At 71.7% G+C, this 13,042-nt stretch carries 13 protein-coding genes and 2 rRNA genes; 11 read left to right on the top strand and 4 right to left on the bottom strand.

What is annotated here, in order from left to right; genetic code table 11:
- From GPA10_RS33490 to GPA10_RS33505, 4 genes are all read left to right on the top strand, one after another.
- Positions 1-94: ribosomal RNA gene (locus GPA10_RS33490) — 23S ribosomal RNA — on the top strand; the annotation flags it as partial.
- Between the two features lie 138 nt (positions 95-232).
- A 5S ribosomal RNA gene (gene rrf, locus GPA10_RS33495) occupies positions 233-349 on the top strand.
- 256 nt (positions 350-605) lie between these two features.
- Positions 606-1,763 (top strand): hypothetical protein, encoded by a 1,158-nt coding sequence (locus GPA10_RS33500; RefSeq protein WP_343041634.1) that lies wholly within the window; start codon positions 606-608, stop codon positions 1,761-1,763.
- Positions 1,655-2,590, top strand: coding sequence for a tetratricopeptide repeat protein (locus tag GPA10_RS33505; protein WP_246260290.1), 936 nt, complete (start codon positions 1,655-1,657; stop codon positions 2,588-2,590). The genes GPA10_RS33500 and GPA10_RS33505 overlap by 109 nt, the downstream gene beginning before the upstream one ends.
- 109 nt (positions 2,591-2,699) lie before the next feature.
- Here GPA10_RS33505 and GPA10_RS33510 read toward each other — a convergent pair whose 3' ends face one another.
- Complete coding sequence (locus tag GPA10_RS33510) at positions 2,700-3,977, bottom strand: DUF1015 family protein (RefSeq protein WP_058852222.1); 1,278 nt, start codon at positions 3,975-3,977, stop codon at positions 2,700-2,702.
- Positions 3,978-4,048: 71 nt separating this feature from the next.
- Here GPA10_RS33510 and GPA10_RS33515 point away from each other — a divergent pair, with 71 nt between their 5' ends.
- Positions 4,049-5,101: an HAD-IIA family hydrolase gene (locus tag GPA10_RS33515; protein ID WP_157168761.1), complete on the top strand. Its 1,053-nt coding sequence runs from the start codon at positions 4,049-4,051 to the stop codon at positions 5,099-5,101.
- Between the two features lie 124 nt (positions 5,102-5,225).
- On the opposite strand, the gene GPA10_RS33520 is transcribed toward GPA10_RS33515, so the two are convergent.
- Positions 5,226-6,059: a siderophore-interacting protein gene (locus GPA10_RS33520; protein WP_157168762.1), complete on the bottom strand. Its 834-nt coding sequence runs from the start codon at positions 6,057-6,059 to the stop codon at positions 5,226-5,228.
- Positions 6,060-6,154: 95 nt separating this feature from the next.
- Positions 6,155-7,192: an ABC transporter substrate-binding protein gene (locus GPA10_RS33525; RefSeq protein ID WP_157168763.1), complete on the bottom strand. Its 1,038-nt coding sequence runs from the start codon at positions 7,190-7,192 to the stop codon at positions 6,155-6,157.
- 53 nt (positions 7,193-7,245) lie between these two features.
- Between GPA10_RS33525 and GPA10_RS33530 the strand changes: the two genes are divergently transcribed.
- From GPA10_RS33530 to GPA10_RS33540, 3 genes are all read left to right on the top strand, one after another.
- Entirely contained in the window at positions 7,246-8,289 is a 1,044-nt protein-coding gene (locus GPA10_RS33530) for a FecCD family ABC transporter permease (protein ID WP_343041613.1), read from the top strand.
- Positions 8,286-9,368 (top strand): FecCD family ABC transporter permease, encoded by a 1,083-nt coding sequence (locus GPA10_RS33535; protein WP_425505859.1) that lies wholly within the window; start codon positions 8,286-8,288, stop codon positions 9,366-9,368. Before GPA10_RS33530 ends, GPA10_RS33535 begins: the two co-directional genes overlap by 4 nt.
- Positions 9,369-9,465: 97 nt before the next feature.
- Positions 9,466-10,263 (top strand): ABC transporter ATP-binding protein, encoded by a 798-nt coding sequence (locus GPA10_RS33540; RefSeq protein WP_058852227.1) that lies wholly within the window; start codon positions 9,466-9,468, stop codon positions 10,261-10,263.
- Positions 10,264-10,332: 69 nt separating this feature from the next.
- Here the strand turns inward: GPA10_RS33540 and GPA10_RS33545 are convergent, their stop codons facing one another.
- Complete coding sequence (locus GPA10_RS33545) at positions 10,333-10,680, bottom strand: SCP2 sterol-binding domain-containing protein (RefSeq protein WP_058852228.1); 348 nt, start codon at positions 10,678-10,680, stop codon at positions 10,333-10,335.
- 42 nt (positions 10,681-10,722) lie between these two features.
- On the opposite strand from GPA10_RS33545, the gene GPA10_RS33550 reads away from it, so the two are divergent.
- From GPA10_RS33550 to GPA10_RS33560, 3 genes are read left to right on the top strand one after another with little or no spacing between them, the layout of a single operon-like run.
- Positions 10,723-11,046, top strand: a complete 324-nt coding sequence (locus tag GPA10_RS33550; RefSeq protein ID WP_079087045.1) for a hypothetical protein — start codon at positions 10,723-10,725, stop codon at positions 11,044-11,046.
- Between the two features lie 7 nt (positions 11,047-11,053).
- On the top strand, positions 11,054-11,869 hold the full coding sequence (locus tag GPA10_RS33555; RefSeq protein WP_058852229.1) for a TlyA family RNA methyltransferase: 816 nt from the start codon (positions 11,054-11,056) through the stop codon (positions 11,867-11,869).
- Positions 11,866-12,771 (top strand): NAD kinase, encoded by a 906-nt coding sequence (locus tag GPA10_RS33560; RefSeq protein ID WP_058852230.1) that lies wholly within the window; start codon positions 11,866-11,868, stop codon positions 12,769-12,771. Before GPA10_RS33555 ends, GPA10_RS33560 begins: the two co-directional genes overlap by 4 nt.
- Positions 12,772-13,042: the final 271 nt, after the last annotated feature.

Raw genomic sequence — 13,042 nt, forward strand, 5'->3', positions numbered from 1 at the left:
AGGCTCCCAGTAGACGACTGGGTTGATAGGCCAGATATGGAAGCCCTGTGAGGGGTGGAGTTGACTGGTACTAATAGGCCGAGGGCTTGTCCTCAGTTGCTCGCGTCCACTGTGTTGGTTCTGAAACAACGAACAGTTGTGTCGGCTGAACAGTTCCACTTACTTAATTGAAAAGTGTGCTTGTTCGCTGCCCTGTTTGAGATTCCGCTTTCTGCGGAATATTTCATAGGGTTTCGGTGGTCATAGCGTGAGGGAAACGCCCGGTTACATTCCGAACCCGGAAGCTAAGCCTCACAGCGCCGATGGTACTGCAGGGGGGACCCTGTGGGAGAGTAGGACGCCGCCGAACAATCTTTGGAGGACCCCTGGTCCCAGCGTTCACGCTGGGACCAGGGGTCCTTTTTGTTTTGCTCGAGAAGCGCCGGTTACCCGGCTGCGTCAGACTGACTGCGGTACCGAAGACTAGGAGTCACCGATGTCCACCAACTCTCCCGACGAGCGACCGGAGCGCGACCAGCGCCGCCGGGATGGTGGCGACCGGGGCGGATACCGCGGTGGGCCACGACGCGACAACGACCGTGGCGGCTTCCGTCGCGACGACCGGCGTGACAACGACCGCAGTGGAGACCGTGGCGGCTTCCGGCGTGACGACCGCGATCGCGGAGACCGCGGTGGCTTCCGACGCGACGACCGCCGTGACGACCGTGACCGCGGTGACCGCGGCGGGTTCCGCCGTGACGACAATCGTGGCGGTGGCGGTGGTGGCGGCTACCGAGGCCGTGACGACCGCGACAGCGGACGGCCCTCGTTCCGACGCGACGACCGCCGCGAAGGAGACCGCCCCAGCTTCCGCCGTGATGATCGGCGTGACAACGACCGTGGTGGGTTCCGGCGTGACGACAGTCGGCCGCCGTTCCGTCGAGATGACCGGCGTGACGACCGGCGTGACGACCGGCGGGACGATCGGGGCGGTGACCGTGGTGGCTTCCGCCGTGACGACCGTCGCGACGATCGACGTGACGACCGCGACCGTGGCGACCGCGGGGGCTTCCGGCGCGACGGTGACCGGCCGCCGTTCCGCCGTGATGACCGGCGTGACAACGACCGTGGTGGGTTCCGGCGTGACGACAGTCGGCCGCCGTTCCGCCGTGACGACCGTCGAGATGACCGGCGCGACGACCGGCGTGACGATCGCGGTGGTGACCGTAGTGGCTTCCGCCGTGACGACCGCAGGGACGACCGGCGTGACAACGACCGTGGCGGCTTCCGGCGCGATGACAGTCGGCCGCCCTTCCGCCGTGACGACCGTCGTGACGATCGGGGCGGTGACCGTGGCGGCTTCCGCCGCGACGACCGCAGGGACGACAGGCGTGACGACCGCGATCGCGGCGATCGCGGCGGCTTCCGTCGGGACGATCGCAGGGACGACAGGCGTGACGACCGCGACCGCGGTGACCGCGGTGGGTTCCGTCGGGACGACAACCGCGGTGGCGGCGGGTTCCGTGGCCGCGACGACCGAGGCCGCGGGCCGCGTCGTGACGACAGCCGAGGCCGCCCCGGTGGCTTCCGCGGCCGTGACGACCGGGGTGACCGCGGCGACCGCGGTGGCTTCCGGCGTGACGACCGCGAGCGGGACCGTGAGCCGATCAAGCGGCTGCCGATCCCGGACGACGTCACGGGCGACGAGATCGACCAGGACGTACGGCAGGAGCTGCAGAGCCTCCCGAAGGGCCTCGCGGAGGACGTCGCGAGGAACCTGGTGATGGTCGCCAAGCTCATCGACGAGGACCCTGAGGGCGCCTACGGGTACTCGCGGGTCGCGCTGCGGCTCGCCTCGCGCGTCGCCGCGGTCCGTGAGGCCGCGGGCTTCGCCGCGTACGCCAACCAGAAGTACAGCGAGGCCCTCGCCGAGTTCCGGGCCGCGCGGCGCATGACCGGCAGCGTGGAGCTGTGGCCCGTCATGGCCGACTGCGAGCGCGGGCTCGGACGGCCCGAGAAGACGCTCGACATGGCCGGGGCACCCGAGGTGCACAAGCTCGACAAGGCCGGACAGGTCGAGATGCGGCTCGTCGCCGCCGGTGCCCGACGCGACATGGGGCAGGTCGACGCCGCCATCGTCACGCTGCAGAGCCCCGAGCTCGCGTCCCACTCGGTGCAGCCCTGGACGGCCCGTCTGCGGTACGCCTACGCCGACGCCCTGCTCGCCGCCGAGCGCGAGGACGAGGCGCGCGAGTGGTTCGCCAAGGCCGTCGAGGCCGACAAGGACGGCAGCACCGACGCGTCCGACCGCCTCGCCGAGCTGGACGGAGTCGAGTTCGTCGACGCCTTCAACGGCGACGAGGGCGACCAGGGCGACGAGGCGGAGCCGGACCACGAAGCCGAGCCGGTCCGCGAGTCCGAGCCCCAGTCGGTGCGGGAGTCCGAGCCCGAGTCGGTCCGCGACGCCCGGTCGGCCCGTACCGTCGAGTCGGGCGAAGACCCCGCGGTCCGTCCGGCCGCCGAGGCCGTGGAGCCCATCGACTCCATCGAGTCCGTCGAATCCGTCGAATCCGTCGAGGACGCCGTCGTCGTCGAGCGCGACGACGACTGACGGCAGTGAGCGAGTGAGTGAATGAACGAAGGGGTGGACCTCCGACCGGAGGTCCACCCCTTCGTCGTGTGCGGAGTCCGTCGTGTGCGGGGTCCGTCGTGGACGGGGGTCAGAACGCCAGGTCTCGCAGGACCAGGCCCGTCGCCGGCTTCGGGCCGAACGACGTCGACTTGCGGGGCATCGTGACCCCCTGCTGCGCCAGCTCGCGCACGACCTCCTCGCGCACCGGGTGCATCAGCACCGCCGTGCCGCCCTCACGCTCGGCCTTCTCGACGGTGGCCTCCGTGTGATGGATGTACGCGATGTGCTCCGGGGCGTCCGGGACGCGCCAGAGGTGGTCGAGTATCGCCGAGTGCAGGACGGTCGCGTCGAGGGTGCGCCAGGCCTCCGGGCGGCCGCTCGGGATCGTACGGGCCAGGAGATCGGGGGAGGGGCGGTCCACGAGGTGGTACGCGCCGTCGCCCACCAGCAGGAACGCGTTGCCGTCCGCCGCCGCCCCCGCGAGGGCCGCCTGTGCATCGGGCAGGGAGCCCCGCAGGGTACGTACCCGGAAGGAGCCTTCGAGGGCGGCCAGGGCCTCCGCGACCGGGAGGCCGTGCAGGTACCGGTGGATGGCGCGGACCCGCAGCGGATAGCGGGCCGTGTCCACGAGCAGGACCAGGCCGAAGTCCCAGGGGCCCGGCGAGGGGTGCTCGGCGCGCAGGCGCAGATTCGTGGCCCAGCGGTGGTGTCCGTCGGCGATGAGAGCCTGGTGGTGCGCCAGGTCCGACCGGATCTCGGAGATCTCCGCCGGTTCGGTCACCGCCCACAGACGGTGGCTGTAGCCGTCCTCCGTCGTCGTGGACAGCAGCGGCTTGTGCTGTATGGCCCGCTCTATGACGGCGGCCGTGCCGCTCGTCGGGTCGTCGCCGCGGTAGGTGAGCAGCAGCGGTTCCAGGTTGGCGGCAGTCGCGCGCATCAGGGCCGCGCGGTCCTCCACGACGTGCGGCATGACGTCCTCGTGCGGCAGGACGACGCCGGCGGCGGGCTCGGACAGGCGCAGGGCACCGATGACGCCGCGCTGCAGCATGTCGCCGTCCCGCTGTTCGTACACGTACAGGCCGGGTACCGGGTCGGGGGCGAGGACGCCCTCGCCGAGCCACTCGTGGAGGGTGTCGGCGGCCTGGCGGTTGCGGGCGGCGGGCGTGGTCGCCTGCGGCAGGATCAGACGGACGATGTTGTGCGGGTCGGCCGACTCCAGTTCGAGGAGGCCGTCGGGCCGCACCACCACGTCGTACGGCGGTGACGTCACGGCGGCGAGGGAACCCACTCTCTCCGGGTCGTAGCGCACTCCTCGGAACGGAACAAGATCGAGGCCTCGGACGTCGTTGTGACCCGCTGTGTTCATTAGTGCATCGTAAGTGTCCCTCCGGCGTGGGAGATGATCGGGGCAGTGCACATAGTGAGGAGCTATACGTAATGAGCCAGACCGGCAACCGGACGGGCAGCGTGCCCGTGAGGACCCGCCCCGAGGGCAGTGCGCAGGCCTTGAACGCCGGCTACGACACGGCGCTGCTCGACCTCGACGGCGTGGTGTACGCGGGTGGCGAGGCCATCGCGCACGCCGTCGAGTCGCTGGACACCGCCCGGTCCGGGGGCATGCACCTCGCGTACGTGACGAACAACGCGCTGCGTACGCCGGACGCCGTCGCCGACCATCTGACGGAGCTCGGCATCCCGGCCGCCGCGTCCGACGTGATCACCTCGGCGCAGGCCGTGGCGCGGCTCGTCAGTGAGCAAGTGCCCGCCGGGGCGCGGGTCCTTGTCATCGGGGGTGAGGGGCTGCGGGTCGCGTTGCGTGAGCGCGGTCTCGAGCCGGTGGAATCCGCCGACGACGATCCGGTGGCCGTGGTGCAGGGGTACGGCGGGCCCGATCTCGCCTGGTCGCGGTTTGCCGAGGCCAGTTACGCCGTAGCGCGCGGGGTGCCGTGGTTCGCGTCCAACACCGACCTGACCATCCCGAGCGGGCGGGGCATCGCGCCCGGCAACGGCGCGGCCGTGGAGGTCGTGCGGATCGCGACGGGTGCGGAGCCGCAGGTGGCGGGGAAGCCGCTGCCTCCCATGCACCGGGAGACGATTCTGCGGACGGGGGCGGTGCGGCCGCTCGTCGTCGGGGATCGGCTCGACACCGACATCGAGGGGGCCTTCGCCGGGGGCGTCGACTCGTTGCTCGTGCTGACCGGGGTCACCGACGGGGCGCGGCTGCTTGCTGCTCGGCCCGAGCATCGGCCCACCTATGTGGACGCGGACCTGCGGGGGCTTCTTGGCGGGCAGCCCGATGTGGTGGCGGAGGGGGAGGGGTTCCGGTGTGGGGGGTTCACCGCTTTCCTGCGGGGGGATGCGTTTGCCCTTGAGGGGGAGGGGAGTGCCTTGGATGGGTTGCGGGCGTTGTGTGCGGTTGCCTGGGGGCAGGCGGGGGATGGGGTGTGTGGGCTCGACGGGGGGAAGGTGTTGGGGCGGCTGGGGTTGTAGGGGTTTTTCCCCAATCCCGCCCCTTCCCGAGACCAGGGGCGCTGCGCCCCCTGGACCCCCGCCCTTATCGGCGCTTCGCGCCTCGTCCTCAAACGCCGGACGGGCTGGAAGATCTCGCCGGGGGCTACGCGTTCTCGCCGCCCTCCAGCAACTGGTCCTCCGTCGCCCCCTTGCGCCAGTAACCCGTGAACTTCACGCGTTTGCGGTCGAAGCCCCGGTCGGAGACCAGGTGGCGGCGGACCGCCCTGACCGTGGCGGACTCGCCGGCGATCCAGGCGTAGGGGGTGCCCGTGGGCAGGCGGGCGGTGCGGATGGCGTCGGTGGTCGTTCCCTCGCCCGTGAGCCAGACGATGTCGGCCTCGGCCTTGGTGAGGAGTTGCTGGCGGTCGGCCGGGTCGTGGAGTTCGAGCCAGGCGAGGACCCGTGCCGACGGCGGCAGTGCCTCCAGGATGCCGGCGACGGCGGGCAGCGCCGACTCGTCGCCGGTCAGCAGGATCCAGTCGGTGTCCTCCGGCGGCCGGAAGTCGTACGCGGCGTTCTCCTCCTCGACCGGGGCGAGCACACCGACCCGGGTGCCGGGGCGCGCCGTACGGGCCCAGCGTGAGGCCGGGCCCTCGGTGCTCGCCGGTGCGTCGGGGGCGGGCGGGTGCACGGCGAAGTCGACGATCAACTCGGTCGGGTCGCGGCGCAGCTCGCGGATGGTGTACGTCCGCATGATGCCGCGGACACCGGGGTCGAGGGAGCGCCAGGCGGCGTACCAGTCGGCGGACTCGGTGTCCGGCATGACCGGGGCGCTCTGGCCCGGCTGCGGCAGGAACACCTTGAAGCGCTGGTCCCTGCCGCCCGACGCCATCCGTGCCATGCCGGAGCCGCCGAAGGCCACGCGGACCATGGACGGCGTCAGGCGTTCGGTGCGCAGGACCTCGGCGTCGAAGAACTGGAAGGGGGCGTCGGACATGGCGTGAGCCTCTTTCCTGAGCGGCTGGATCCGATTCCTGAGCGGCAGGGTCCGGGCCGGACCCCGTGCGGCAGGGTCCGGTCCGGACCCGTGCGTTATCGCTTGAGCTTCTTCGACTTCTCGATGGCGGCCGCGAGCTGTTCGAGTACGGGGGCGTAGCCGGCGTAGCTGTAGCGCTCCTCCATCGACCAGGGGGCGGTCTGTCCGGCCTTGACGGCGGGGAGTTCGTTCCAGGTCGGCTTCTTCGCGAGCTGCTGCGCCGAGAACGAGGTGGAACGGTTGTCGATCAGGATGAGATCGGCGTGGTACTTGTTGGCGTTCTCCCAGCTCAGGAACTCCCAGAAGCCCCACTCGTCGCTCTTCTTGCCCTCGACGAACTCGACGCCGAGATCCTTGAAGTAGTTGAGGTCGCAGTAGGCGTCGGGCACGGCCACGTACATCTGGTCGTCGTCGCCCGTCATCGCCATGACCTTGAGGCCGCCGTTGGCCTTCGCGGCCTTGCGCACGGTCTGCTCGGCCTTCTGGAAGCGGGACCTGGCGGCCCGTACCTTCTCCGTGTCCAGGTCGCCGCCGAGGGCGGTGGCCAGCTCGGTGTAGCGCTTCAGCGGTTCCAGGAGGGAGGCGCGGGCGCCGTTGATGCCGACCGTCGGAGCGAGGGCGGCGATCTTCTTGCTGCTCTCCTCGGGGACGAACCAGAGGCCCGGGGGCGGGAACATGTTGCTGATCAGCAGGTCGGGCTTCAGGGACGCGTACTTCTCGATGTTGAACTGGCCCCAGGTCTCGCCGAGGCTGGTCAGTTTGTCGACATCGAGATCGCCGGCCTGCGAGTTGGGCTTGCCGTCGACCGGCTTGGAGGGGCCGAAGATCGCGGTGCACTCGACGCCGTAGTCGTGCAGGGCCGCGGCCGTGCTGACGTAGGCGACGATGTTCTTCGGCATCGCGTCGGTCCGGGCGGTCCTGCCGCGGTCGTCCTTGAAGCTCCAGGCCCTGCCGTCGCCGGAGCCCGCGCCGGACTTGTCGCCGTCGTCGTCACCGCACGCGGTGAGGAGGGCGCTCAGGCCCAGGGCGGCGCCGCCCGCGAGCAGCCCGCGGCGGGTGAGGGAGGACGCGGACGCGGGGCGTGACCGGGGCATTCGTGGTGCTTCTCTCGTCGAAGAGCGTTGGGAGGGTAGGCTAACCTAACCGGGTGTTGGTCGACAGTCCCCCCGAACCCAGCGCGGAGACCGCTCCCGCGCCACCCGGCCGCCGCGCGATACGCGGCGCCGGGCTCCTGCTCTCCGTCGTGGTGCTGCTCGCCCTGGTGTTCCTCAGCATCGCCGTGGGCGCCAAACCGCTCTCCATGGAGCAGGTCTGGCACGGCCTCTTCCACGACTCGGGGACGTACGCCGACATCGTCGTCGGCGAGCGGGTGTCCCGGACGCTGCTCGGTCTCCTCGCGGGCATGGCGCTCGGCCTGTCCGGCGCCGTCCTGCAGGCGCTGACCCGCAATCCGCTGGCCGACCCCGGACTGCTCGGCATCAACATGGGCGCGTCCGCCGCCGTCGTCACCGCCATCAGCTTCTTCGGCGTCACCTCGCTGAGCGGCTATGTGTGGTTCGCCTTCGTCGGCGCCGCGGTCGTCGGCGCCCTCGTGTACGCGCTCGGCGGCACCCGCAGCGCCACTCCGGTACGGCTCGCCCTCGCCGGTACGGCGCTGACCGCGGCCCTCTCCGGCTATCTCCAGGCCGTGATGATCACGGACAACGCCGCGCTCGACAAGATGCGCTTCTGGACGGTCGGCTCGCTGGCCTCCGCCAAGATGGAGACGATCCAGCAGGTCGCGCCGTTCCTCGCCGTGGGCACCCTGCTCGCCCTCGGCCTCGCCCGGCCCTTGAACGCCGTGGCGATGGGGGACGACACCGCCCGCGCGCTCGGCGCCCATCTGACCCGCACCCGCGCGCTGTCGATGGTCTCCGCGACGCTGCTGTGCGGCGCCGCGACCGCCGCGTGCGGGCCCATCATGTTCGTCGGCCTCATGGTGCCGCACATCGTGCGCTCCTTCACCGGCCCGGACATGCGCTGGATCTTCCCCTTCGCCGCCGTCCTCTCGCCCGTCCTGCTGCTCGGTGCCGACGTGCTCGGCCGGGTGGTCTCGCGGCCCGCCGAACTCCAGGTCGGCATCGTCACCGCGGCCATCGGCGCCCCGGTGTTCATCATGCTCGTACGACGGCGGAGGACGGCGCAGCTGTGAAGGCCCTACGCAACCGGCGTACCAGCGCCACCCGTGCCCCGGCGCTGCGCACCCGCGCGCTGCGCGGCCGCGGCGGAGTGTCCGTCCGCTTCGACGTCCGCGCGGCCGTCGTCGTGGTGGCGCTCGTTCTCGCCGCGCTCGCCGCGAGCGTCGTGCTCATCGGCACCGGCGACTTCGACATCCCGGCCGCCGACGTCATCCGCACCCTGCTCGGCAACGGCGACCCCGGCCAGGAGTTCATCATCAACGACCTGCGGCTGCCGCGGGTCGTCGTCGCCCTCCTGGTGGGTGCCTCGCTCGGTCTCGGCGGTGCGCTCTTCCAGTCCATCGCCCGCAATCCGCTGGGCAGCCCGGACGTCCTCGGCATCGGACAGGGCTCCACCGCGGGCGCCCTCCTGATGATCGTGATCTTCCAGGGCAGTGCCAACGAGGTCGCGGGCGGCGCGCTCGTCGGCGGCCTTGTCACCGGCGTCGCGATGTACCTCCTCGCCTGGAAGCAGGGCGTCCACGGCTACCGGCTCGTCCTCGTCGGCATCGGCGTGAACGCCTTCGCCGTCGCCATGAACGGCTATCTGCTGACCAAGGCCGACCTCGTCGACGCGGCGCGGGCGGTCGTGTGGATGACGGGCTCCCTCAACGGCCGCGACTGGGAGCAGGTGTGGCCGCTGCTCGCGCTGTGCGCCGTGCTCCTGCCACTGATCGTCGCGCACGCCCGTCCGCTGCGGATGCTGGAGATGGGTGACGACATCGCGTACGCGCTCGGGGTGCCCGTCGAGCGCACCCGCGTCGTCCTGATGACCGCCGCTGTGCTGCTCACGGCGGCGGCGACCGCGGCCGCAGGACCCGTCAGCTTCGTCGCCCTCACCGCGCCCCAGCTGGCCCGCCGCCTGACCCGCTCGCCGGGCCCGAACCTGCTGCCCGCCATGTGCATGGGCGCCACCCTCCTCGTCGTCGCCGACTGGGCCTCGCAGCGGGTCTTCGGCGCCGACCAGCTGCCCGTCGGCGTCGTCACCGGCGTCCTCGGCGGCGTGTATCTGCTGTGGCTGCTCGTCACCGAGCGCAAGGCGGGGCGCATATGAGTCCGACACCCGTGCCGCCCGCGCCCGTGCGGCCGACCTCCGCGGGGCCGAGGCCCTCGTCCGCGTACGAAGACACTCACGACCAGGAGCGTGCCCTGTGAACCGGCTCATCGCCGACGACGTCACCCTCGGCTACGACCAGCGCGTCATCGCGGAGAAGCTGTCCGTCGAGATACCCGACAACTCCTTCACGGTGATCGTCGGCCCCAACGCCTGCGGCAAGTCGACGCTGCTCCGCGCCCTGTCCCGCATGCTCAAGCCGTCAGCCGGACGGGTGCTCCTCGACGGGCAGACCATCCACTCGCTGCCCGCGAAGAAGGTCGCGAGGACCCTCGGTCTGCTCCCGCAGTCCTCCATCGCCCCGGACGGCATCACGGTCGGCGACCTGGTGGCCCGCGGCCGCTACCCGCATCAGGGACTGCTGCGGCAGTGGTCGGGCGACGACGAGCGGATCGTGCGCGAGTCCATGGAGTCCACCGGCGTCGCCGAGCTGGCGGACCGGTACGTCGACGAGCTGTCCGGCGGCCAGCGCCAGCGCGTCTGGATCGCCATGGCCCTCGCCCAGCAGACGCCGCTGCTGCTGCTCGACGAGCCGACCACGTTCCTCGACATCCAGCACCAGATCGACGTCCTCGACCTCTGCGCCGATCTGCACGAGGAGCAGGGGCGCACGCTGGTCGCCGTCCTGCACGACCTGAACCACGCCGCCCGCTACGCCACCCACCTCATCGCGCTGCGCGACGGGAAGGTGCTGGCCGAGGGCCCGCCGATGGAGATCGTCACCGCGGAGCTGGTGGCGGAGGCGTTCGGGATCAAGTGCCGGATCATCGACGACCCGGAGACGGGGACGCCGCTGGTCGTGCCCGCGGCGCGCAAGGCCCGCGTGGCCTCGTAGCGGGTGCCTCGGTGAACGTAGAGGGTGCCCTGGTGAACAGCGGCTCCGGGAACAGCGCCCGCGCCGGAGTCAGAGCAGCGAGCGCAGGCGCAGCAGATCCCGCAGGCCCGCCTCCAGTCTGACGCGGCCACCGGCCCACGCCTTGGTGAAGTTCAGCTCGCCGTCGACGAGGGCGAGCAGGTCGGGGGCGGTCATGGCGAGGCGGATCTGGGCCTTCACCCGGGGCGGCCCCGCATGCTGGTCGAGGACATCGATCCGGCCGTTCTCCAGGCGGCCGGTGAACGTGCCGTCCAGATCGGTGATGTGGCAGCTCAAGGTGCGGTCGAGGGCCGCCGCACTGCGTACGTCGCCGTCGGCGCCCGCCAGGTTGTCCGAGAGTCTGTCGAGTGCGCTGCGGCACTCCGCCATGGTCGCCATCGTGATCGACGGTACCGCAGGGCTTCGATGTAGCGTCGTGCCATGAGCGACTGGACGCCGGGCCCCGAGCCCGAGCTCAGAGAGGTGGAGCCCGTGCTTCCGGCGGCGCGGGACGCCGCCGCGGAGGCGGACTCCGCCCCTGCCGGGCCCGCCCCCCTGGAAGTGGTCCGCACCCCTACGGGCAACGCCGAGGTCGACGCGTGGCTCGGGCGTCTCGCCGACGCCGACCACCTCGCCACGGACGGCCACATCGAGGTGTACGAGGATGTCCACCGGGGCCTGCGCGACGCGCTCACCGCGCTGGACGCACGCCCCGGGCCGCCCGCGCCGTCGGGCACGCCCGGACCCTCGTACGACAGGAGCTGAACCGAACGTGGCAGGAGTGGCACGCCGCCGCCTCGACGCCGAGCTGGTGCGCCGGAAGCTCGCGCGCTCGCGCGAGCACGCAAGCCAGCTGATCGCCGCCGGCCGGGTGAGCGTCGGCAAGACCCTCGCGACCAAGCCGGCCACGCAGGTGGAGACGGCCGCCGCGATCGTCGTCACCCAGGACGACGGCGACCCCGACTACGTCTCGCGCGGCGGCCACAAGCTCGCGGGCGCCCTGAAGGCCTTCGTGCCCGAGGGGCTCGCCGTCGAGGGGCGGCGCGCCCTGGACGCGGGCGCCTCCACCGGCGGCTTCACCGATGTGCTGCTGCGCGCGGGCGTCGCGCACGTCGTCGCCGTCGACGTCGGCTACGGCCAGCTCGCCTGGTCGCTGCAGAGTGACGACCGGGTCACCGTCAAGGACCGTACGAACGTACGCGAGTTGACGCTCGACCTCATCGACGACGTGCCCGTCGACCTGGTCGTCGGCGATCTCTCCTTCATTCCGCTGGGGCTCGTGCTGCCCGCCCTCGCACGCTGCGCCGCACCCGACGCGGACCTCGTCCTCATGGTCAAGCCGCAGTTCGAGGTCGGCAAGGAGCGCCTGGGCAGCGGCGGCGTGGTGCGCAGCGCGGAGCTGCGGGCGGAGGCCGTGCGGACGGTGGCACGGCAGGCGTGGGGGCTCGGCCTCGGCGTGCGCGGGGTGACCGCGAGCCCGCTGCCCGGACCCTCGGGGAATGTCGAGTACTTTCTGTGGCTGCGCGCCGGGGCGCCGGAACTCGACCCGGCGGACGTCGACCGTGCCGTGGCGGAGGGGCCCCGTTGAGTCAGACCCGAGCTCGTACTGTTTTTCTCCTGGCGCACACCGGCAGGCCCGCGGCCGTCCGCAGCGCCGAACTCGTCGTTCAGGGGTTGCTGCGCAGCGGCATCGGCGTGCGGGTCCTGGAGGCGGAGGCCGCGGACCTGCCGCTGCCACCGTCGGTGCAGCTGGTCAAGGAGGCGACACCCGCCTGCCTGGACGGCTGCGAACTCCTCATCGTGCTCGGCGGTGACGGGACGCTGCTGCGCGGCGCCGAGTTCGCCCGCGCCTCCGGGGTGCCGATGCTCGGGGTGAACCTGGGCCGGGTCGGCTTCCTCGCCGAGGCCGAGCGGGACGACCTGGACAAGGTCGTCGACCGCGTCGTCACCAAGGCGTACGAGGTCGAGGAGCGCATGACCGTCGACGTCGTCGTGCACAGCAACGGCGACGTCGTACACCGGGACTGGGCCCTCAACGAGGCCGCCGTGCAGAAGATGTCGGCCGAGCGGATCCTGGAGGTCGTCCTGGAGATCGACGGCCGCCCGGTCACCGGCTTCGGCTGCGACGGCATCGTGTGCGCCACCCCGACCGGGTCGACGGCGTACGCGTTCTCGGCCGGAGGGCCCGTGGTGTGGCCCGAGGTCGAAGCCCTCCTGATGGTGCCCATCAGCGCGCACGCCCTCTTCGCCAAGCCCCTGGTGACCTCGCCGAACTCCGTCCTCGCCGTCGAGGTCCAGCCGCACACCCCGCACGGGGTGCTGTGGTGCGACGGACGGCGGACCCTGGAGCTGCCCGACGGGGCGCGCGTCGAGGTGCGCCGGGGTGCCGTGCCCGTGCGGCTCGCCCGGCTGCACCATGCCTCGTTCACGGACCGGCTCGTGGCGAAGTTCGCGCTGCCGGTTTCGGGGTGGCGGGGGGCTCCTCACTAGGGCCTGGCGCTCAGCGCTTTGCGCTTTGCTGGATGTGCGGGGTGACCTTGCCGGTCGGGCGGGGGGTTCGTTCCGCGGGGCGGTGGGGGCTCGCCCTTCGGGCTGGCGGGGCGTCTGCCGCGGGCTGGCGGGTCGCTCGGCCTGCGGGCCGGTGGGGGCTGGGCGCGCAGTTCCCCGCGCCCCTGCCGGGGTGACCGTACCGCAGGGTTTCCCGTGCCCCTTGCGGGGCGTCCGTGCCGCAGGGTTCCCCGTGCCCTTGCGGGGCGTCCGT

Source organism: Streptomyces typhae (assembly GCF_009755605.1).
Taxonomy (GTDB): domain Bacteria; phylum Actinomycetota; class Actinomycetes; order Streptomycetales; family Streptomycetaceae; genus Streptomyces; species Streptomyces typhae.